The organism is Janthinobacterium sp. SUN120 (genome assembly GCF_030397735.1).
Lineage (GTDB): Bacteria > Pseudomonadota > Gammaproteobacteria > Burkholderiales > Burkholderiaceae_D > Janthinobacterium > Janthinobacterium kumbetense.
Genome location: NZ_JAPUBW010000002.1, coordinates 1,729,668 through 1,748,645 on the forward strand (window position 1 = coordinate 1,729,668; position 18,978 = coordinate 1,748,645).

Here is an 18,978-nt window from a genome sequence, read left to right on the forward strand (position 1 = left end):
GCGCCGGGAACACCGGCGGCGGCAACGGTGCCTATCTTAACGGAGTGGCTGGCTCAGTGTCTGGTAACCAGGGATGGTTTTTGTAAAAGTTTCCAAGCCATTCGCGCCCAGGCCCAGGCCATTCGACAAGCCCGTCAATTCCAGCTGGAAGAAGATCGGCGTCGAAACGGTATTGGACGTCGTCACGAAACGCTGCGCGCCCATGCGGAACACCCAGCAGTCGCCCTTGTATTCCAGGCCGATCAGGCTTTCCAGCATGCTGCGATCCTTGATGGAGTAACTGATGCGTCCCACGCCATACAGGCGGTCCGTCAACGGCCATTGCGTCGACACTTCCGCATTGCGCAAACTGCCGCGCTGGAAACGATTGCTGAAATTCAATACTTTCTTGGCGCCTGGCTGATATTGCAAGGTGTAGTTATAGCTCATCAAGCGGCGATCGCTGGGATTGTACTGCACCAGGCTGTCGGCGGTCCAAGTCTCGGACACGCGGCCCGTTGCGGCCAGCAGGATATCCGAGCGCGACTGGTTGACGGGCGTGGTCGAATTGAGCTGCACGCGCTGGTCGGCAAAATAGAAACGCTGGCCGAAGGTCAGGCGCATGCGCTCCGTGCCGTCCGCCTGCAGGAAGCGCGATACCAGGGCGGCCGTGACCTGATTGGCGTCGCCGATGCGGTCGCTGCCGACGAAACGGTTTTCCGTGAAGATCTGCGTCAGGTTGAAGGTGCCGTCGGCCGTATCGAAATTCGGAAACTGCGTCTGGTCGCGGTACGGCGTGTAGACATAGAACAGGCGCGGCTCCAGGGTTTGCGTGCCGCCCTTGGCGCCAAACAGATTCGTGTCGCGTTCAAACACCAGGCCGCTGTCGACCGAGAAGGTCGGCACGGCGCGCGTAAACGAGGTCGTCGGGAACAGCGCCTTGGTCCTGGCATCATTATCAAGCTGATAAGCACTGGCATTGAGCATCAGCTTGGGCGTGATGAAGTAGCCAGGGCGCATGATGGGGAAACTCACTTGCGGCACAGCCACGAGGCGCGACCCTTGCACCAGGGTCGGGTGCGCGAAGCGCGTCGCTTCCGCGTCGAAGGTCCAGTCGAAGCCGCCCCAGACGTCATATTTGCCAGCGTGGAAGTTCACCGCCGGCAAGCGGTCATACGGACGCGACACGGTCACCGTGGGATCGGGATCCTGCAGCACCTGGTAATTCTGCACGCGCGCCGTCAGGCTCCAGTCCTCGGTGCGGTAATCGGTGCGCAATTCGCGCAACAACTGGCGCTCGGTGGCGGTGGCGACGGTTTTCGAAAAATCGTTCGGGTAATTATTGTCGGACGCCTCGCGCAAATCCCAGCTGTAACTCCAGCCCTTGGCCAGCGCCTGCTCATGCTTGGACTTGATCATGTAGCGGTTGGTCTTGGTTTGCTTGTCGTTAGGCAAGAATTCAAACGACGTTTCGCCCTGGTACAGGCCGGCATCCGTTTCGCCCATGTAGCGGCCCGTCGCACCGAGCTGGATGCCGCGCCGCTGGATGTAGCGCGGGTACAGGGTCAGGTCGCGGTTCGGCGCAATGTTCAGGTAGTACGGCATCAGCAGCTCGAAACCGTTCTTCGAGGCAAAGCCCGGCGTGGGCGCCAGCCAGCCCGAGCGGCGCGCGCCCGACAGCGAAAACGAGATGCCCGGCGTGCCCAGGATCGGCACGTCCTTGAAATAGATGATGGTCTTGCTGCCGGTGCCCACGTCGCGGCCCGTATCGAGGTTCAAGGTGCTCGATTTCAGGTACCAGTCCGGATTCGGCCCTTCGCAGGTACTGTAGGTACCATCGATGACATTGGCTTCATCGGGGTTGATGAAGTCGACGCGCTCGGCCTTGCCCTGGCCGCCGCCCACTTCGAAGCGGTACGTCGGGTTGAGCAGGAAACCCTTGCCGGTCTCCATGTTCAGCTTCAGGACGTCGCCCGTGTAGTAATCGCCGAAACGCCACATCTTGATATGGCCCTCGGCGTCGAACTCATCTTCAACTTGTTTGTAACAAGCTGTATCGGCCGTCATTTTTGTGGTTTTTCCGCGCTCGATCACGACATTTTGATCGAGATTGAGCTCCCTTTCGGGGCGTCCCTTCATGCTGTTCGCCGTCATGACGGTGGGCGCGTCGGGATCTTCCACATGAACCGGACGCGGCGCTTTCTGGGCGTGGACAGGCACCGTCGTGGCGGCGACAAGCGCGCTGATGGCGAAAGCCCAGCGCTGCGAAGGGGGGGAGGCCGAAAACCAGCTCATGAATTGGAAGGGGCAAGCACCATTGACAGGCGATTTTTTGATTTGAATCCCTTATTATATGGGAATCTGCACCATCAACCCGATTCCACAGGCCGCTTAATGTCATTCTCCCCCAATTCCCCTGCCGCGCCGGCCTCCGCCGACGCTCGCCTGACCCTGTTGAAAGCCTGGTTGGCCCCGCTGAACCTCGTTGCGCCCGATTCCGCCCGCCCCGCTTCCAGCGATGCGAGCTTCCGCCGCTACTACCGTCTCGATGTGCTGCCAGGCAATACAACATTGCCAGGAAGTACATTGATTGCCATGGATGCGCCGCCCGAGCGCGAAAACGTGCCCGCCTTCGTCAAGGTGGCCGGCTTGCTAAAAGGCGCCGGCGTGTCCGTGCCCGAGATCATTGCGCAAGACCTGGACAATGGCTTCCTGCTGCTCTCCGACCTGGGCACGACCACCTACCTCGACGCCCTGAACCACGACAATGCCAGCGTGCTGTACGCGGAAGCGCTCGAGTCGCTGATGAAAATCCAGCTGGCCAGCCAGCCGGACGTCTTGCCCGAATTCGACCGCGCCTTCATCCTGCGCGAAATGAATTTGTTCCCGGAATGGTTCATCGGCAAGCACCTGGGCGCCACCTTGACGGATGTACAACAAACCCAGCTGGACAAGGTCTTCGAAGCCATCACGGCGAATATCTTGTCGCAGCAGCAAGTTTTCATGCACCGCGACTACCATTCGCGCAATTTGATGCACATCAACGATGGCTCGATTCCCAATCCCGGCATTCTCGATTTCCAGGACGCCGTCTTCGGCCCCGTCACCTACGACATCGCCTCGCTGCTGCGCGATGCGTATCTCCAGTGGGACGAAGAACTGGTGCTCGACTGGGTGATCCGCTACTGGCAGCGCGCCAAGCAGCTGGGCTTGCCAGTCAATCCCGACATCGACGCCTTCTACCGCGATTTCGAATTCACGGCCCTGCAGCGCCATTTGAAAATCCTCGGCCTGTTCGCGCGCCTGAATTACCGCGACGGCAAGGATCTGTACATGGGCGACCTGCCAACCGTACTCGACTACGTGCGCAAGACGGCCAACCGCTATACGGAACTCAAGCCGCTGGTGCGTCTGCTCGATGCCCTGGAGAATAAGACGCCGCAAGTCGGCTATACCTTCTGATGACACCCGCCAAAACCTACTGCGCGTCGCGCTTTGCGGCCGGCGATGCTCACCGTACTACAGTACGGTTGCGCTTCTCGGCCACAAAGCACTGCCGCTCGCTACGGTTTTGTCAGGTGTCGCTACTGCAGAATTAACTTATTGTGCGGCTCACGCCACGCAACAATTACCGAACAAAACAGAAAACGAGTCCTACCCATGAAAGCCATGATCTTTGCCGCAGGCCGCGGTGAACGGATGCGTCCGCTTACCGATACCTGCCCCAAACCGCTGCTGAAAGTGCGCGGCCGTCCACTGATCGTCTGGCATGTGCTGAACCTGGTGCGCGCCGGCATCACGGACATCGTCATCAACCATTCCCACCTGGGCCACCTGATCGAGGAAACCCTGGGCGACGGCAGCGCGTATGGCGCGCGCATCGCGTATTCGCCCGAGAGCACGCCGCTGGAAACGGCGGGCGGCATCGCCCAGGCGCGCCACCTGCTGGGCGAGGAGCCATTCCTCGCCATTTCCGGCGACATCTATTGCCCCTACTTTGATTTCAAGCAAGTACTCGATGTGCTGGCCGACAAGGACGTGCTGGGCACGCCGTATCCGGCCGACCAGCGCGACATCGCCTGGACGTACCTGGTGCCCAATCCCGACTTCCATCCCACAGGCGACTTCGGCCTGACCTTGTTCGCGATCAACAATACGGACGATACCAAGTGGACCTTCGCCAACATCGGCGTGTACCGTCCCGAGATGTTCGACGGCATCGCGCCCGGCAGCCACGCCAAACTGGGCGATTTGCTGCGCCAGTACGCGGACCAGGGCCGCGTGGGCGGCGAAGTCTATCCGGGCGAATGGACGAATGTGGGCACGCCGGCGCAGCTCGACGCCCTCAACGGCGTCACGGCCAAGGCCAGCGCAACATGATGGCCAACTACGCGGCACGGCGCGCGGCGCTGCTGGCGCAGATGCTGCCGGGCAGCGTGGCCATCCTTGCCACGGCGCCCGAAGTGCCGCGCAACAGCGATTGCGATTATCCGTACCGCCATGACAGCTATTTCTATTACCTGAGCGGCTTTACGGAGCCCGACAGCGCCGTGGCCCTGGTGGCCGCCAGCGCCACGGCGCCGGCGCGCACCATCCTGTTTTGCCGCGCCAAGAATACGGAGCGTGAAATCTGGGACGGTTTCCGCCACGGCCCCGAGGCGGCGCGCGCCAGCTTCGGCTTCGACGCCGCCTTCCCCATCGAGGAACTCGACGTGGAAATGACGCGCCTGCTGGCCGACGTCCCCGCCATCTACTATGCGCTGGGCGGCAGCCTCGATGCGCAGGTCAAGGTCTGGCGGCACAACGTGCGGCAAAAGGCCCGCAGCGGCGTCACGGCGCCCGCCATCGCGCATGACATCCATGGCATGCTCGACACCATGCGCCTGCTGAAAGACACGCAGGAACAGCAGTTGATGCGCCGCGCGGCCGCCATTTCCAGCGCGGCCCACGCGCGCGCCATGCGCGCCACACGGCCCGGCATGCACGAATACGCGCTGGAAGCGGAGCTGCTGTACGAATTCCGGCGCAGCGGCGCGCAATTCCCCGCGTATTCCTCCATCGTGGCCGGCGGCGACAACGCCTGCATCCTGCATTACAGCGCCAACAACGCGGTATTACAGGACGGCCAGCTGGTACTGATCGACGCCGGCTGCGAACTCGATGGCTACGCCTCCGACATCACGCGCACCTGGCCCGTCAACGGCCGTTTCAGCGGCCCGCAGCGGGCCCTGTATGAACTGGTGCTGGCCGCGCAACAGGCGTCGCTGGACATGGTGCGCCCCGGCTTGCCGCACAGCGCCATCCACGAGGCGGCCGTGCAGGTACTGGCGCAAGGCATGCTGGACCTGGGTTTGCTGGACCGGCAGAAAAGCGGCAGCGCGCAGGACGTCATCGCCGACAAGGCTTATATGCCCTTCTACATGCACGGCACCAGCCACTGGCTGGGCATGGACGTGCACGACGTGGGCGCCTACCGCGACACGGACGCGCCCGGCAAGCCATGGCGCGCTTTGGCACCGGGCATGGTGCTGACGGTGGAACCGGGCATCTATGTGCGCCCCGGCGCGGACGTGCCGGAGGAGTTCTGGCATACCGGCATCCGCATCGAAGACGATGTGCTGGTCACGCCGCAAGGCCATGAAGTCTTCAGCACGGCGCCCAAGGGTGTCGCTGAAATCGAACAACTGATGTCACAGGATTAACGCCGCCGCATGCATACACCGTCCACTTTCGATCTCGCCATCTGCGGCGCCGGCCCCGTCGGCATGGCGCTGGCCGCCCTGCTGGTGCAGCGCGGCAGCTGCGCCGCCGGCATCGCCCTGCTCGACGCCAAATCCCTCGACCAAGCCAGGCGCGATCCGCGCACCATCGCCCTGTCGCACGGCAGCCGCCAGATTCTCGAGGAAGCGGGCGCCTGGCCCGTGGCGGCGACCCCGATTCACCAGATTCACGTTTCGCGGCGCGGCAAGTTCGGGCGCAGCCTGATGGACCGCGGCGAGCATGGCGTCGAGGCGCTCGGCTATGTGGCCCGTTACGGCGCCGTCGTCAGCGCGCTGGCCGACGTGTGCGAACGCCTGGGCGTGGCCAGTTTGCGCCCGGCCCTGGTGACGGGCAGCGTGGAAGACGCCGATGGCGTCAGCGTGCAGCTGGAACAGGAGGGCGCCGCCTCGAGCTTGCGCGCCAGCCTGCTGGTGCAGGCCGAGGGCGGCCTGTTCGGCCAGCAGCCGGAACGCGCCGTCAGCCGCGATTATGGTCAAAGCGCCATCATTGCCCACGTGCGTACCAGCGATCCCGTCGCCCACCGCGCGTACGAGCGCTTCACTGATGAAGGGCCGCTGGCCCTGCTGCCGCAGGACGACGGCTACGCGCTGGTCTGGTGCGTGCCGCCCACGCGCGCGGAACAGTTGCTGGCGCTCGACGAGGTAACCTTCCTGGCGCGCCTGGGCGCCGCCTTCGGCAGCCGCCTGGGGCGGTTTACCCACACGACGCCGCGCCTGGCCTATCCGCTGGGCCTGAACGCCCAGGCGGGCGGCACGGCGCGCACGGTCGCCATCGGCAATGCGGCGCAAACCCTGCATCCGGTGGCGGGACAAGGCCTGAATCTTGGCTTGCGCGACGCCGCCGTGCTGGCCCGCGTGCTGGCGCAGGACAGCAGCCCGGCCGGGCTGGAACGCTACGCCAGCCTGCGCCAGGCCGACCGGGGGCTGACCGTGCGCGTCACCGACACCATGGCGCGCATCTTCACGGGCAGCGCACCCACGCAAGGCTTGCTGGGCCTGTCGCTGGGCCTGCTGGACGCATTTCCCCCTGCGCGCAAGACGCTGGCCGAGCTGATGATGTACGGCCGCCGCTAAGTCTTAGCAATAAGGAAAGGGCACGGGCGAAAAAGAAACAGGCGGGCGATCCGGCATGGAGTAAACGGCCCGCGGATGCGACAATGGCTGTCACCTGGCTTTTGGCGACCGTTCCATGACAGATGCATTGCCCGCAGCACCGCCTGCCGCTCTTCCCGAAGTCCTCTTTTCCCGCCTGCTGGAAGACGCCCTCGACGCCGTCATCATCATCGACGAGCAATGCCGCATCCGCTATATCAATGGCGCCATGCAAACGCTGTCGGGCTATGCCAGCGGGGAATTGCTGGGCCAGACCCTGAACGGCCTGCTGCCCGACGCCGTCGGCGCGCAGCACGACAACCACGTGCTCAATTACATCCGCAGCTCGCGCACCTCCAGCGTGCTGGGCAAGATACGCGAATTCGCCATCCGCCACCGCGACACGCAAATGATCCCCATCGAAATGAAGGCGATGGACCTGGGCGTGGTCGACGGCATGCGCTATTTCGGCGCCTTCTTGCTCGACGTGCGCGAACGGCGCGAACTGGCGGCGAAAAACGCCAGCCTGCTGGCGCAGCTGGAACAGCAGGCGCTGCACGATGCGCTGACGTCGCTGCCGAACCGGCGCGCCTATGAAGCGCAAGCCGAACAGGCGATGGCGCGCGCGGCGCGCAGCGGTGCCGCCCTGAGCGTGGGCGTGGCCGACCTCGACCACTTCAAGAAGATCAACGACCGCTATGGCCATGCCGTGGGCGACGCCGTGCTGCGCACGGTGGCGCAGGCGCTGCGCGACACGGGACGCATCACCGACGTGGCGGCGCGCCTCGGCGGCGAGGAGTTCGGCCTGCTGTTCCCCGACGCCAGCCTGCAGCAGGCACACCAGGTGGCCGAACGCATCCGCGCAGCCGTGGCGGCGGCGGTCACCGTGCTGCCCGACGGTTCCCCGCTGCACGTCACCATCAGTATCGGCGTGGCGCCGCTGGTGCAAGGCGCCAGTCTGGATGCGGCCATGTCGGATGCCGACAAGGCCCTGTATGTCGCCAAGCACCAGGGACGCAACCAGGTCGTCGCGGCAGCGGCCGGCCAATAAAAACGGCCCGCGCAAGGCGGGCCGCTCCTCCTGCACCGGGAGACTTTACTCGATTGCCTTCACCATATCCTCGATCACCTTCTTGGCGTCGCCGAACACCATCATCGTGTTCGCCTGATAGAACAAATCGTTGTCCAGGCCCGCATAGCCGGACGCCATCGAACGCTTGTTGACGATGATGCTCTTGGCCTTGTAGGCTTCCAGGATCGGCATGCCGGCGATCGACGATTTCGGGTCTTTCGCCGCCGGGTTGACCACGTCGTTCGCGCCCAGCACCAGCACCACGTCCGTCTGGCCGAATTCGCCGTTGATGTCTTCCATCTCGAAGACCTGGTCGTACGGCACTTCCGCCTCGGCCAGCAGCACGTTCATGTGGCCCGGCATGCGCCCCGCCACGGGGTGGATCGCATACTTGACGGTGACACCCTTGTGCGTGAGCTTTTCCACCAGCTCTTTCAGCGAGTGCTGCGCGCGCGCCACGGCCAGGCCGTAGCCGGGCACGATGATGACGGTTTCCGCATTGCCCATGATGAAGGCGGCGTCGTCGGCCGAACCGGATTTCACGGGACGCTGTTCCTGCGCGCCCGCCACGCCGGCGGCCGGCGCATCGCCGCCGAAGCCGCCGAGGATGACGTTGAAGAACGAGCGGTTCATGGCCTTGCACATGATGTACGACAGGATCGCACCGGACGAGCCGACGAGCGAACCGGCGATGATCAGCATCGAGTTATTCAGCGAAAAACCGATGCCGGCCGCGGCCCAGCCCGAGTAGCTGTTGAGCATGGACACGACCACCGGCATGTCGGCGCCGCCGATGGGGATGATGATCAGCACGCCCAGCGCAAAGGCGATGACGGCCATGACGATGAACGGCGTCCAGGCCGGCTCGGCGCCGTCGGCAAAGCAGAACACCAGGCCCAGCGCGATCATCACCAGCGCCAGCACCAGGTTGAGCATGTGCTGGCCCTTGAAGCTGACGGGCGCGCCCTGGAACAGGCGAAACTTGTATTTGCCCGACAGCTTGCCGAAGGCGATCACCGAACCGGAGAAGGTGATGGCGCCGACAAAGGTGCCGATGAACAGCTCGAAGCGGTTACCGATGGGCAGCGCCTCGCCCTGTTTGGCGATATTGAAGGCCCACGGTTCCGACACGGCCGCCACGGCGATGCACACAGCCGCCAGGCCGATCAGCGAATGCATGGCCGCCACCAGTTCCGGCATCTTCGTCATTTCCACGGTTTTCGCCAGGTAGGCGCCGATGGCGCCGCCCGTGACGATGCCGATGATGACGAGGGTCAGGCCCATGCCGCCCGCTTGCTGCTCCTTCAGTTTCAGGATCAGCGCCACGGTGGTGACGGCGGCAATGGCCATGCCGCTCATGCCGAAGGCATTGCCGCGGCGCGCCGTCGAGGGCGACGACAGGCCTTTCAAGGCCTGGATGAAGCACACCGAGGCGATCAGGTACATCATCGTCACCAGGTTCAGGGTGACGAAGCTCATGGCATGACTCATTCTTTTGCTCCTTGCTTGGCTTTCGGTTCTTTTTTACGGAACATCTCGAGCATGCGCTGCGTGACGAGGAAGCCGCCAAACACGTTGACGGCGGCCAGGGCCACGGCCAGGGTGCCGGCCGCCTGCGCCAGCGGGCCTTGCGTCAGGCCGGCCGCCAGCATGGCGCCGACGATGATGATGGCGGAAATGGCATTGGTGACGGCCATCAGCGGCGTATGCAGCGCCGGCGTGACGGTCCAGACGACGTGGTAGCCGACATAAATGGCCAGCACGAAGATGATCAGGTTAATGATGGTGTGACTGATTTCCATGATGTGGTTCTCTCCCGGTGCCGCGTTGTTTTTGTAACTTATTTACGTAAGATTTCGCTGCCCGCACACACCAGGCTGGCCTTGATGATTTCATCCTCGCGGTCGATCAGCAACTGATCGTCCTTGTCGATGATGAGCTTCAAGAAGTCCAGCACGTTGCGCGCATACAGGGCCGAAGCGTCGGCCGCCACCAGGGTCGCCAGATTCGGTTCGCCCACGATGTAGACGCCGTGCTTGAGCACCGTCTTACCCAGTTCCGAGAGCGGGCAATTGCCGCCCTGCTCCACGGCCAGGTCGACGATGACGGAACCGGGTTTCATGGCTTTCACCGTTTCTTCGGAAATGAGCACGGGCGCGGCGCGGCCGGGAATCAGTGCCGTGGTGATGATGATGTCGGCCAGTTTCGCCCGTTCATGCACCAGTTCGGCCTGGCGGCGCATCCAGTCGGCCGGCATGGCGCGCGCATAGCCGCCCGAACCCTTGGCGATCTCTTTTTCTTCATCCGTGAGGAAAGGCACGTCGAGGAACTTGGCGCCCAGCGACTCCACTTGTTCCTTGACGGGCGGGCGCACGTCGGACGCCTCGATGACGGCGCCCAGGCGCTTGGCCGTGGCGATCGCCTGCAGCCCTGCCACGCCCACGCCCATGATCAGCACGCGGGCCGCCTTGACGGTGCCGGCCGCCGTCATCAGCATCGGCATGAAGCGCTGGTAAGTGTTGGCCGCCACCAGCACGGCCTTGTAGCCGGCGATGTTCGCCTGCGACGACAGCACGTCCATCGACTGCGCGCGCGTGATGCGCGGCACGGCTTCCAGCGCGAAGGCGGACAGGCCGGCCGTGGCCATGGCGACGATATTGTCCGCGTCAAACGGGTTCAACATGCCGATCAGTACCGTGCCGCTGGCCATCAGGGCCCGTTCATCGGCATCGGGCGCGCGCACCTTGAGCACGATGGCGCAGCCATAGGCTTCCTGGGCGGTGCCGATCTGCGCGCCGGCGGCGGCATACGCGTCGTCGGGAATCGACGCTTGCAGGCCCGCTCCCGATTGCACGACGATCTGATGTTTGGCTGCCAGCTTCTTGACTGTCTCGGGCGTTGCTGCCACCCGTGTTTCACCAGGCCGTGTTTCGGCCGGTATGCCTATCCTCATGATGCCTCCGCTAATTGATAAACTGACTAGAATCTAACACGGAAAGCAGCGCGTTAAACGTTTGTGAACCAGCAACTTTTAGTCGTACGACACTAATTTCACCAGCATCCCACGATTCGTTTCACCATGCGGCGCGGCGCCCATATTGTGGGAAAGGTGTGTCAATCTCACCACAGTCGAGCGTGCGTGCGCGCTTGTTTTGGCCACAGGGAAAGCCTATATTAGCGGGCGTTTCCTGCCATCTTGGCGACTAAGCCCCCATGCTAGTGCGCTCCCCGGGAAAGACGTAAGTACCTCCCACCGCTATTTGCTAAAACGTTGTCATTTATCAATATGTCCGCGCAACAGAAGGCCGGGTTCAAACCGCGCGCGCAGAACAAGATAAAATGTCGGCTCTTTCAAGGATGGAATCATGCCGAGAATCTGGAAACCCTCTGTCACCGTTGCCGCCATCGTCGAGCGCGACGGCCTGTTTTTACTGATTGAAGAAGAGACCAGCGAAGGCATCAAGCTCAACCAGCCGGCCGGTCACCTCGACCCGTTCGAGTCGCTGGAACAGGCGGTGATCCGCGAAACGCTGGAAGAAGCGGCCTACGATTTCATCCCCACGGCACTGGTCGGCATGTACATGTCGCGCTATCAGTCACTGCGCACGGGCGAGGACGTGACCTATTTGCGCTTCACCTTTTGCGGCACGGCCGGCGCCGAGCATGACCGCCCGCTGGACGAAGGCATCATCCGCACCCTGTGGATGACGCGCGACGAGCTGGCGGCGTGCCAGGAACGCCACCGCAGCCCGCTGGTGCTGCAGTGCGTGGACGAATACCTGGCTGGCCGGCGCGCGCCGCTGGCCCTGCTGCACACGCATGCGTCCGTTTTCAATAGCGCATAGCAATATTATTAAAAGTAACTGGAAAGCAAGATGAGCAAGAAGAAAGTCGTTATCGGCATGTCGGGCGGGGTCGATTCCTCGGTCGCGGCATGGATGCTGAAGGAACAAGGCTATGAAGTCATCGGCCTGTTCATGAAAAACTGGGAAGATGACGACGATTCGGAATACTGCTCCACGCGCCAGGACTGGATCGACGCGGCCAGCGTGGCCGACGTCATCGGCGTCGATATCGAAGCCGTCAATTTCGCCTCCGAATACAAGGACCGCGTGTTCGCCGATTTTTTGCGCGAATACCAGGCCGGCCGCACGCCGAACCCGGACGTGCTGTGCAACGCCGAAATCAAGTTCAAGGCCTTCCTCGACCACGCCATGACCCTGGGCGCCGACCTGATCGCCACCGGCCACTATGCGCGCGTGCGCCAGGCGCCCACCGATGCGGGCCGCTACGAGCTGCTGAAAGCTGTCGACGCCAGCAAGGATCAAAGCTACTTCCTGCACCGGTTAAATCAGGCGCAGCTATCCAAGACCTTGTTCCCGCTCGGTGAAATCCCGAAGACGCAAGTGCGCCAGATCGCCGAGAAACTGGCCCTGCCGAACGCGCAAAAGAAGGATTCGACGGGCATCTGCTTCATCGGCGAACGCCCGTTCCGCGAATTCTTGAACCGCTACCTGTCCTACAAGCCCGGTCCCATGAAGACGGCCGACGGCAAGACCGTGGGCGAACACGTGGGACTGAGTTTTTATACCCTGGGCCAGCGCAAGGGCATCGGCATTGGCGGCGTGAAGTCGTACCAGAACGCGGACGGCAGCAGCGACGCCTGGTATGTGGCGCGCAAGGATATCGCCAACAACACCCTGTGGGTGGTGCAGGGCCATGACCACCCGTGGCTGCTGTCGCCATCCTTGACGGCCGACCAGGCCAGCTGGGTGGCAGGCAGCGCGCCGCAGGCGGGCGCCTTGAGCGCCAAGACGCGCTACCGCCAGGCCGACGTGGCTTGCCAGCTGCTGCCGGACGGGAATGAACACTTCAGCCTGGCGTTTGACCAGGCGCAATGGGCCGTCACGCCGGGCCAGTCGGCCGTGCTGTATGACGGCGACGTGTGCCTCGGCGGCGGCATCATCGCCAGCGCCACAGGCCTGAGCGGCGTCTAGGAATTGCCTTGCGCGGCGGCAGCGAGTGCCTGCTGCTTGCGCACCATGGCAATGACGGTATTGCGCACGGTTTTCAGGACCGTGTCGGCCATGAACGGTTTCACGATGAAGCCCGACACGCCCATGGCGTGGGCCGCCTGCAGCGAGGCGGCGTCGATGCCGCCCGAGACCATGAAAATAAGCGTCTTCGGATACTGGGCGCGGATGGTCTGCACCACATTGCTCCCGTCTTCCACCTGCTCGCGCGCGATGCACACGAAATGCGGATGGTGCTTGACCAGCAGCGCCAGCCCCAGCGCGCTGGTATGCGTCTGCCCGCAGACATCGTAGCCGCCATCGGTCAGGACCGTGTTCAGCAGGCCGCGCGCCACGGCGCTGCTATCGATCAGGACTGTCTTTAACATCATGATTACTTTCCTTGCTTGATTTATTCCGTGTTCTGGCCAAAAGAGCTCTATTTTTCCCACACGAGCTTGTTCCAGGTCACGCCTAACGTGACATCCGTTTTCAGCGCCACTAACTTTCTTGAAAGATACAGTATTTCCCGCTCTTTTCGCAGGCTTTCGCCCAGCGCGCCCGGCAAAATGCCCGCGCCGGCCATCACGGCATCGATATTGCCGTAGGCGCGCAACAGTTTCGCGCCCGTCTTCAGGCCGATCTTCGACACGCCGGGGATGCTGTCGGTGACGTCGCCCATCAGCGCCAGCAGGTCGGGCAGCAGTTCCGGCGGCACGCCGAACTTTTTCTCGACCCAGGCGTGGTCGTGCCAGACGCCCTTGAAATGGTCCCACACGAGCGCGCCATGGGCGATCAAGCCGTGCAAATCCTTGTCGGTGGTGGCGATGACGGCCGCGCCGCGCCCCTCGTGCAGCCAGCGCATGACGGCCGTGCCGATCACGTCATCGGCCTCGACCTCGGGAATGCTGACCACGTGCATGCCGAAGCTGGCCAGCGTGGCATAGAAGCCGGGCAAGGCGTCGCGCAGCACCTGCGGCATGGGCTGGCGCCCCTCGCGGTAACCGGCATACAGGGCGTGGCGCCAGGTGGGGCCGCCAAAGTCGAAGGCCGGCAGGATGTGCGTCGGCTCGTGGTCGTTGATGAGGGTGCGGAACGACGACAGCGCATGGCGCAGCGCGATCTCCGCCTTCAGGTCGGAATCGGGTTCAGGACTGGCTTCGTAGACGCGGCGTACGATATTCAAGCCGTCGATAGCGAGGAGTCTGGCCATGCGGTAAGTGGATACTGGTTGAATCGGGCATTTTACCGTATGGTTCCCCGCATATCGGCCTTGAATGCCGCTTATTTGACGAAATCGTAGGGCCCACCTTTTTCCAGCGCGCGCTGGTAGGCCGGGCGCGCATGGATGCGCTGCAGAAAGGCCGTCAGCTTCGGCAGGCGCTCGTCGAGTCCGCCGCGCATGGCTGCCGCTTCCAGCGGAAAGCTCATCTGGATGTCGGCCGCCGTGAATTCATTGCCGGCAAACCATTTGGTTTTTTCCAGCTCCGCTTCCATATAGGCCAGCTGGCTGTTGATATTGGGCATGATGAAGCTGCTCTTGACCTTGCTGGCGATGCCGCGCGCGATGGGTTTGACGAAAAACGGCATCGGCGACGACTCGACCTTGTCGAACACCAGCTTCAGCAGCAGCGGCGGCATGGCCGAGCCTTCCGCGAAATGCAGCCAGTAGGTCCAGCGCAGCTTGTCCGGCGTGCCCGCCGCCGGGATCAATCGGCCATTGCCGTAGCGCTCGACCAAGTAGTCGATGATGGCGCCCGATTCGGCGATGGTGTTGGCGCCATCCGTGATCACGGGCGACTTGCCCAGCGGATGCACGGCCTTCAGCGAAGCGGGTGCCAGCATGGTCTTCGGGTCGCGCTGGTAGCGCTTGACCTCGTAGTCGAGGCCCAGTTCCTCGAGCAGCCAGAGCACGCGCTGCGAGCGCGAATTGTTCAGATGGTGGACGACGATCATGGTTTTCCCGGTAACAATGGTTGAGTTCCAGTATAGCCGGGGATGGCCGGATCGGGTCAGCGCAAGCGAATCGACGAAAATATTGCGAAAAACAGTATTTTCAATTGATAACTTTTCAATAATCCCTTATCTTGTTTTGTTTCCAATAAGTAAGGAAACCCCTGTGGATTTCGACGCAAACAACACTACTCCCCGACAAGAAGCCATCACCTTCAGTGCCACCGGCAGCGAATACTTCCGTATCTGGATCGTCAACCTGCTGCTGAGCATCGTCACCCTGGGCATTTATTCCGCCTGGGCCAAGGTGCGCCGTAACCGCTACTTTTATTCGAGCACCCACCTGGCGGGCGGCAGCTTCGAATACCACGGCAACGCCGTCGCCATCCTGAAAGGCCGCATCGCCGCCGTGGTGCTGATCGCCGGCTACAACATCGCCTTCCAGGTCTCGCCCATCGTGGGCTTGCTGATGTTCGTGCTGCTGGCCGCCATCCTGCCCTGGCTGGTCTGGAAAAGCCTGCAATTCAAGCTGTACAACACCAGCTACCGCGGCATCCGCTTCGGCTTTGGCGGCAGCGCCAGGGAAGCCTACAAGTACTTCCTGTGGCTGCCCATCCTGAATACCTTCACGGGCGGCCTGATGACGCCTTTCCTGCACCAGCGCCTGAAGCGCTTCCAGCACACGCAAAGCCGTTTCGGCGCCACCCATTTCAGCTTTGACGCCACGGTCGGCAGCTTCTACAAGACCTATTTGCTGTTCTTCGCCCTGCTGCTGGGCGGCTTGCTGGTCCTGATTTTCGTCGTCTTCGGCAGCGTGTTCGCCTCGTTTGCGGCCAATGCGAATGACAAGACCAAGGTTGGCAGCCTGCTGTTTGCCATCGGCGCCCTGTACCTGTGGGCGTTCACCGTGCTGCCGCTGTTCCTGACCATGATCCAGAACCTGATCTGGAACCACACGCGCCTGCAGCAGCACCAGTTCCAGTCGCAGTTGACGTGGGGCCGCACCACCTTCGTCATGCTGAGCAACCTGCTGGGCATCGTCGTCACCCTGGGCCTGTTCACGCCATTCGCCCACGTGCGCTGGCTGAAGTACCGCCTGGAAGCGACGTCCATGCTGGTGCACGGCAGCCTGGACGAATTTGTCGCCGCCACGGGCCAGCAAGTATCGGCCACGGGCGAAGGCGTGGTCGACCTGCTGGACTTCGACCTGTCGCTGTAGCATGACGCTCGATCACCACGCGCCGGGCGCGGCCCCCGTGCCCGCGCGCTATTTCGACGGCCAGACCTCGCGCCTGTACCACGTCACGCTCAGCGTGCGCGATGGCCAGGCCGTGCTGGCCGGCGACATCGAGCGCAGCTGCCCGCTGGGCGAGCTGCACGTGTCCGAACGCAGCAGCCACGCCGTCCGCAAGGTCAGCTTTGCCGACGGCGCCTACCTGGAAATCGCCGACCAGGCGGCCTTCAACAGCCTGCTGCACGACACGGGCCACCGCGACGGCTGGGTGGTGCGGCTGCAGCAAAGCTGGCGCGGCGCCCTGCTGGCTACGGTGGCCACCATCGTGGCCCTGTGGCTCAGCTATCAATACCTGCTGCCGCTGGCGGCCAAGGGTATCGCGTATGCCCTGCCGCAGTCGGTCGAACGGCAGCTGGGCCAGGGCGTGCTCGACATGCTGGACCGCCATGTATTCGCGCCCAGCCAGCTCGATGGCGCGCGCCAGCAAGCCTTGCGCGCCCAGTTCGCCCGCCTGGCCACGCCCGGCGACAGCACGCCCGAGCACCGCATCGTGTTTCGCAAGAGCAAGATCGGCCCGAACGCGTTTGCCCTGCCGTCCGGCGACATCGTGCTGACCGACGAAATGATCGAACTGCTGCCGGACGACCAGGCCATCATGGGCGTGCTGGCGCATGAGCTGGGACATTTGCAGCAGCGCCACCTGACGCGGCGCATCATCCAGACCTCGGCCGTGGGTGCCGGCGCCGCGCTGTTGTTCGGCGACGTGTCGACGGTGGTGGCGACCCTGCCGCCGCTGCTGCTGGACTTGAAGTATTCGCGCGATGTCGAACGCGATGCGGACGACTACGCGATCGCCATGCTGCGCCAGAACGGCATCCCGCTGGAACACCTGGCGCAAGTGTTTGTCGCCCTGGGCAAGCTGGACCACGGCACGCCGTACCTGTCGAGCCATCCGGCCAGCACCGAACGGGTCGAGCGCATCCGCGCTGCACAACCCTAAGCACCCACGCGGCGTCCGGCGGGCGCCGCGTTCTTTCCAGCCAGCACGTTCCGCGAATCGAAGGTAGACTCATCAGTTATCAGTCTGACTTCACCGGAGTGCCCATGCACCTAGTACCATTTCGCTACCTGACCTTCATTGCGACGGCAGCCATCTTTGTCCTGTCCCTGTTCTACTACGATCACTACTGGCTGCCCGTGCTGGCCGGCGCGCTGACCCTGGTCGGCATCAGCGACCTGCTGCAAACGAAGCGCGCCCTGCGCCGCAATTACCCCATCCTCGCGCATTTCCGCTTCTTTTTTGAGAGCATCCGCCCCGAAATCCGCCAGTATTTCCTGGAAAGCGACAGCGAGGCGACGCCGTTCTCGCGCAGCCAGCGCAGCATCGTCTACCAGCGCGCCAAGGAACAGACGGACAAGCGCCCGTTCGGCACCCAGCTCGACGTGTACGAAGCTGGCTATGAATGGATCAACCATTCCATCGCCCCCGCCAAGGTGACGGGCCACGACTTCCGCATCGACATCGGCAACCATCCGGACTGCCCGCGCGCCAAACCGTATTCGGCCAGCGTCTTCAACATCTCGGCGATGAGCTTTGGCGCCCTGTCGGCCAACGCCATCCTGGCCCTGAACGGCGGCGCGCGCAGCGGCGGCTTCATGCACGACACGGGCGAAGGCAGCATCAGCCCCTACCACCGCGAAAACGGCGGCGACCTGGTGTGGGAAATCGGCTCCGGCTACTTCGGCTGCCGCAACCAGGACGGCACGTTTTCCGAGGAACGCTTCATCGCCAACGCCAGCTCCGAGCAGGTGAAAATGATCGAGCTGAAGATGTCGCAGGGCGCCAAGCCGGGCCACGGCGGCGTGCTGCCGGGGCCGAAAGTGACGATCGAGATCGCCACCACGCGCGGCGTGATGGTGGGCGAGGATTGCATCTCGCCGGCCGCGCACAGCGCCTTTTCCACGCCGCTGGAAATGCTGCACTTCATCGACCGCCTGCGCACGCTCTCCGGTGGCAAGCCGACAGGCTTCAAGCTCGCCATCGGCCACCCGTGGGAATTCTTCGCCATCGTCAAAGCCATGCTGGAAACGGGCATCACGCCCGACTTCATCGTTGTCGACGGCAGCGAAGGGGGCACGGGCGCCGCGCCCCTGGAATTCACGGACCACGTGGGCACGCCGCTGCAGGAAGCGCTGGTGCTCGTGCATAACACGCTGGTGGGCGCCAACCTGCGCGACAGGATCAAGATCGGCTGCTCGGGCAAGATCATCACGGCCTTCGACATCGCCCGCCTGCTGGCGCTGGGCGCCGACTGGTGCAATTCGGCGCGCGGCTTCATGTTCGCCCTGGGCTGCATCCAATCGCAAAGCTGCCATACGGACCGCTGCCCCACGGGCGTGGCCACGCAAGACCCGCAGCGCCAGCGTGCGCTGGTGGTGTCGGACAAGATCTCCCGCGTGGCGCACTTCCACCAGAACACCATGAAGGCGCTGGCCGAACTGATCGCCGCCGCCGGCCTGGCGCATCCGCAGGAACTGCGCCCGCACCACCTGGTGCGGCGCATCTCGCCGAACCAGGTGAAACTGGCCTCGGCCCTGCTGCCCTTCCTCGAAGCGGGCCAGCTGCTCGACCCGAGCCAGCTGCCGCAGCTGCCGCCCGTGTTCGGCCTGTACTGGCCCAAGGCGCAATCGGCATCGTTCCAGCGCCTGGATTGAACCCGGCTTTGCGCAAGTGGAGCAATACCACTTAATAACCACTTGCGCAAAAACCCAAATCCAATACAATACCAAAATAAGGTCAAAACCAAGGCAGCTTTCCGGTGAGCGCTCCATTGCGCCGCCGCGGGCCACAATACG

At 63.3% G+C, this 18,978-nt stretch carries 17 protein-coding genes; 10 read left to right on the top strand and 7 right to left on the bottom strand.

Features of this window, described 5'->3' with window-relative positions; translation table 11 throughout:
- Nucleotides 1–36 precede the first annotated feature (36 nt).
- Nucleotides 37–2,274 (bottom strand): LPS-assembly protein LptD, encoded by a 2,238-nt coding sequence (locus tag O0879_RS17510; protein WP_289907287.1) that lies wholly within the window; start codon nucleotides 2,272–2,274, stop codon nucleotides 37–39.
- A gap of 99 nt (nucleotides 2,275–2,373) precedes the next feature.
- On the opposite strand from O0879_RS17510, the gene O0879_RS17515 reads away from it, so the two are divergent.
- The 5 genes from O0879_RS17515 (at nucleotide 2,374) to O0879_RS17535 (ending at nucleotide 7,902) form a co-directional block, all read left to right on the top strand.
- Nucleotides 2,374–3,441, top strand: a complete 1,068-nt coding sequence (locus tag O0879_RS17515; protein WP_099666250.1) for a phosphotransferase — start codon at nucleotides 2,374–2,376, stop codon at nucleotides 3,439–3,441.
- Nucleotides 3,442–3,639: 198 nt separating this feature from the next.
- A complete protein-coding gene (murU, locus tag O0879_RS17520) occupies nucleotides 3,640–4,359 on the top strand; it encodes an N-acetylmuramate alpha-1-phosphate uridylyltransferase MurU (RefSeq protein WP_099666249.1) in 720 nt (239 codons plus the stop codon).
- Nucleotides 4,359–5,681: a Xaa-Pro aminopeptidase gene (pepP, locus tag O0879_RS17525; protein ID WP_289917900.1), complete on the top strand. Its 1,323-nt coding sequence runs from the start codon at nucleotides 4,359–4,361 to the stop codon at nucleotides 5,679–5,681. Before murU ends, pepP begins: the two co-directional genes overlap by 1 nt.
- Before the next feature lie 9 nt (nucleotides 5,682–5,690).
- Nucleotides 5,691–6,833, top strand: a complete 1,143-nt coding sequence (locus O0879_RS17530) for an FAD-dependent monooxygenase (RefSeq protein WP_289917748.1) — start codon at nucleotides 5,691–5,693, stop codon at nucleotides 6,831–6,833.
- 115 nt (nucleotides 6,834–6,948) lie between these two features.
- A complete protein-coding gene (locus O0879_RS17535; protein ID WP_077408800.1) occupies nucleotides 6,949–7,902 on the top strand; it encodes a sensor domain-containing diguanylate cyclase in 954 nt (317 codons plus the stop codon).
- Between the two features lie 45 nt (nucleotides 7,903–7,947).
- Here the strand turns inward: O0879_RS17535 and O0879_RS17540 are convergent, their stop codons facing one another.
- From O0879_RS17540 to O0879_RS17550, 3 genes are read right to left on the bottom strand one after another with little or no spacing between them, the layout of a single operon-like run.
- Nucleotides 7,948–9,402: an NAD(P)(+) transhydrogenase (Re/Si-specific) subunit beta gene (locus tag O0879_RS17540; RefSeq protein WP_099666245.1), complete on the bottom strand. Its 1,455-nt coding sequence runs from the start codon at nucleotides 9,400–9,402 to the stop codon at nucleotides 7,948–7,950.
- 8 nt (nucleotides 9,403–9,410) lie between these two features.
- The gene (locus O0879_RS17545; protein ID WP_034778841.1) at nucleotides 9,411–9,725 is read right to left on the bottom strand and encodes an NAD(P) transhydrogenase subunit alpha; all 315 of its coding nucleotides are present in this window, start codon (nucleotides 9,723–9,725) and stop codon (nucleotides 9,411–9,413) included.
- Between the two features lie 38 nt (nucleotides 9,726–9,763).
- The gene (locus tag O0879_RS17550) at nucleotides 9,764–10,876 is read right to left on the bottom strand and encodes a Re/Si-specific NAD(P)(+) transhydrogenase subunit alpha (protein WP_099666244.1); all 1,113 of its coding nucleotides are present in this window, start codon (nucleotides 10,874–10,876) and stop codon (nucleotides 9,764–9,766) included.
- 412 nt (nucleotides 10,877–11,288) lie between these two features.
- Here O0879_RS17550 and O0879_RS17555 point away from each other — a divergent pair, with 412 nt between their 5' ends.
- Nucleotides 11,289–11,768: an NUDIX hydrolase gene (locus tag O0879_RS17555; protein ID WP_010401817.1), complete on the top strand. Its 480-nt coding sequence runs from the start codon at nucleotides 11,289–11,291 to the stop codon at nucleotides 11,766–11,768.
- Nucleotides 11,769–11,798: 30 nt separating this feature from the next.
- Nucleotides 11,799–12,920, top strand: coding sequence for a tRNA 2-thiouridine(34) synthase MnmA (gene mnmA, locus O0879_RS17560; RefSeq protein ID WP_099666243.1), 1,122 nt, complete (start codon nucleotides 11,799–11,801; stop codon nucleotides 12,918–12,920).
- Here the strand turns inward: mnmA and O0879_RS17565 are convergent.
- The 3 genes from O0879_RS17565 to O0879_RS17575 all read right to left on the bottom strand — a co-directional run bounded on the left by O0879_RS17565 (nucleotide 12,917) and on the right by O0879_RS17575 (nucleotide 14,891).
- Nucleotides 12,917–13,324 carry a response regulator gene (locus O0879_RS17565; RefSeq protein ID WP_034779039.1) on the bottom strand — a complete coding sequence of 136 codons (408 nt, stop codon included), beginning with the start codon at nucleotides 13,322–13,324 and terminating at the stop codon, nucleotides 12,917–12,919. The genes mnmA and O0879_RS17565 overlap by 4 nt on opposite strands.
- A gap of 50 nt (nucleotides 13,325–13,374) precedes the next feature.
- Complete coding sequence (locus tag O0879_RS17570) at nucleotides 13,375–14,148, bottom strand: 5'-3' exonuclease H3TH domain-containing protein (protein ID WP_034778849.1); 774 nt, start codon at nucleotides 14,146–14,148, stop codon at nucleotides 13,375–13,377.
- A 71-nt stretch (nucleotides 14,149–14,219) separates the two neighbouring features.
- The gene (locus tag O0879_RS17575) at nucleotides 14,220–14,891 is read right to left on the bottom strand and encodes a glutathione S-transferase (protein WP_099666242.1); all 672 of its coding nucleotides are present in this window, start codon (nucleotides 14,889–14,891) and stop codon (nucleotides 14,220–14,222) included.
- 163 nt (nucleotides 14,892–15,054) lie between these two features.
- Here O0879_RS17575 and O0879_RS17580 point away from each other — a divergent pair, with 163 nt between their 5' ends.
- The 3 genes from O0879_RS17580 (at nucleotide 15,055) to O0879_RS17590 (ending at nucleotide 18,837) form a co-directional block, all read left to right on the top strand.
- Nucleotides 15,055–16,107, top strand: coding sequence for a YjgN family protein (locus tag O0879_RS17580; RefSeq protein WP_289917756.1), 1,053 nt, complete (start codon nucleotides 15,055–15,057; stop codon nucleotides 16,105–16,107).
- Between the two features lies 1 nt (nucleotide 16,108).
- Entirely contained in the window at nucleotides 16,109–17,122 is a 1,014-nt protein-coding gene (locus tag O0879_RS17585) for a M48 family metallopeptidase (protein ID WP_289917758.1), read from the top strand.
- 104 nt (nucleotides 17,123–17,226) lie between these two features.
- Complete coding sequence (locus tag O0879_RS17590) at nucleotides 17,227–18,837, top strand: FMN-binding glutamate synthase family protein (protein ID WP_289917760.1); 1,611 nt, start codon at nucleotides 17,227–17,229, stop codon at nucleotides 18,835–18,837.
- The last annotated feature ends 141 nt before the right edge of the window (nucleotides 18,838–18,978 follow it).

Coding starts and splice junctions, on each gene's coding strand:
- O0879_RS17540 (WP_099666245.1), bottom strand. CDS start 9,402: ATGAGCTTCGTCACCCTGAACCTGGTGACGATGATGTACCTGATCGCC.
- O0879_RS17590 (WP_289917760.1), top strand. CDS start 17,227: ATGCACCTAGTACCATTTCGCTACCTGACCTTCATTGCGACGGCAGCC.
- O0879_RS17510 (WP_289907287.1), bottom strand. CDS start 2,274: ATGAGCTGGTTTTCGGCCTCCCCCCCTTCGCAGCGCTGGGCTTTCGCC.
- O0879_RS17515 (WP_099666250.1), top strand. CDS start 2,374: ATGTCATTCTCCCCCAATTCCCCTGCCGCGCCGGCCTCCGCCGACGCT.
- O0879_RS17535 (WP_077408800.1), top strand. CDS start 6,949: ATGACAGATGCATTGCCCGCAGCACCGCCTGCCGCTCTTCCCGAAGTC.
- murU (WP_099666249.1), top strand. CDS start 3,640: ATGAAAGCCATGATCTTTGCCGCAGGCCGCGGTGAACGGATGCGTCCG.
- O0879_RS17530 (WP_289917748.1), top strand. CDS start 5,691: ATGCATACACCGTCCACTTTCGATCTCGCCATCTGCGGCGCCGGCCCC.
- pepP (WP_289917900.1), top strand. CDS start 4,359: ATGGCCAACTACGCGGCACGGCGCGCGGCGCTGCTGGCGCAGATGCTG.
- O0879_RS17575 (WP_099666242.1), bottom strand. CDS start 14,891: ATGATCGTCGTCCACCATCTGAACAATTCGCGCTCGCAGCGCGTGCTC.
- mnmA (WP_099666243.1), top strand. CDS start 11,799: ATGAGCAAGAAGAAAGTCGTTATCGGCATGTCGGGCGGGGTCGATTCC.
- O0879_RS17550 (WP_099666244.1), bottom strand. CDS start 10,876: ATGAGGATAGGCATACCGGCCGAAACACGGCCTGGTGAAACACGGGTG.
- O0879_RS17565 (WP_034779039.1), bottom strand. CDS start 13,324: ATGTTAAAGACAGTCCTGATCGATAGCAGCGCCGTGGCGCGCGGCCTG.
- O0879_RS17545 (WP_034778841.1), bottom strand. CDS start 9,725: ATGGAAATCAGTCACACCATCATTAACCTGATCATCTTCGTGCTGGCC.
- O0879_RS17585 (WP_289917758.1), top strand. CDS start 16,109: ATGACGCTCGATCACCACGCGCCGGGCGCGGCCCCCGTGCCCGCGCGC.
- O0879_RS17570 (WP_034778849.1), bottom strand. CDS start 14,148: ATGGCCAGACTCCTCGCTATCGACGGCTTGAATATCGTACGCCGCGTC.
- O0879_RS17555 (WP_010401817.1), top strand. CDS start 11,289: ATGCCGAGAATCTGGAAACCCTCTGTCACCGTTGCCGCCATCGTCGAG.